Annotated in this window: 2 protein-coding genes; one reads left to right on the top strand and one right to left on the bottom strand. The window is 68.7% G+C overall.

The features are described 5' to 3' along the window. A partial coding sequence (locus AD89_RS0116995; RefSeq protein WP_025780764.1) for a FadR/GntR family transcriptional regulator occupies positions 1–470 on the bottom strand: 470 nt, incomplete at its 3' end. A gap of 125 nt (positions 471–595) precedes the next feature. Here AD89_RS0116995 and AD89_RS0116990 point away from each other — a divergent pair. Continuing rightward, a partial coding sequence (locus tag AD89_RS0116990; RefSeq protein ID WP_025780763.1) for a M24 family metallopeptidase occupies positions 596–898 on the top strand: 303 nt, incomplete at its 3' end.

Raw genomic sequence — 898 nt, 5'->3', positions numbered from 1 at the left:
GCGGCGGCCGCCTCGGCGCGTCGGGAATAGACTTCGGCCAACTCTCGGAGCTCGCTCAGCTCATCCTCGGTGCGTCTGCGCGCAGCGGTCGCGGCCAGAGAATTCTGGAAGACGGCGCGGGCATCGAGGAGGTTGCGACGTTCGGCGTGGAATTCGTCGATCCTGCCGGCCATGGGGGCCAGCGCCTCGGGGCGGGCGGTCTTGACAAACGTCCCTCCCCCGCGGCCGCGGCGGCGTTCGACGACACCGAGACGCTCCAACCGCAGCAGGGCAGCGCGCACGCTCGAGCGGGAGACCTGCAGATCCGCGGCCAGGGCCCGCTCTCCCGGCAGCAGTGTGCCTTCCGGCAGCGCTCCCACGGCGATGCCGGAGAGGATGTGGTCGGCGATCTGCTGCGGTGCGCTCGTCAGGCTCACCACTTCGCCCAGGCCTGCGAACTCGTGGCCCGCCGATGTCGTGTCGTCGCTCAATCTGCCTCCCGTCTCCTTGGCACGGCTGCTTCCGATTCTAGACTCCACGCGCCCTTCGCACCCTCATCGACAGGCGGGCGGCCGGCGGGACAAAGCCGCGTTTCCAGCATAGGATCGACACCATCATGACTGTTCACACTCGCCTGCTCACGCCCGGCACCGTCTCGCCCGAACGCGGTGTGCCGAAGAACATCCCCCGTCCGGAGTACGTCGGTCGCGCCGACGCCGACGAAGGCCGGGGAAACAATTTCTACAGCCCCGAGGAGGTCGAGGCGGTGCGGGCGGCCGGTCGGATCGCGGCCAACGCCCTGGCCGCGGTCGGCGAAATGATCGTCCCCGGCATCACCACCGATGACATCGACCGGGTCGCGCACGAGTTCATGTGCGATCATGGAGCGTACCCGTCGACTCTGGGCTATCGCGGTTTC

It is taken from the genome of Brevibacterium sp. VCM10, from assembly GCF_000583215.1.
GTDB lineage: Bacteria > Actinomycetota > Actinomycetes > Actinomycetales > Brevibacteriaceae > Brevibacterium > Brevibacterium linens.
This window is presented reverse-complemented; position numbering and strand designations above follow the sequence as displayed.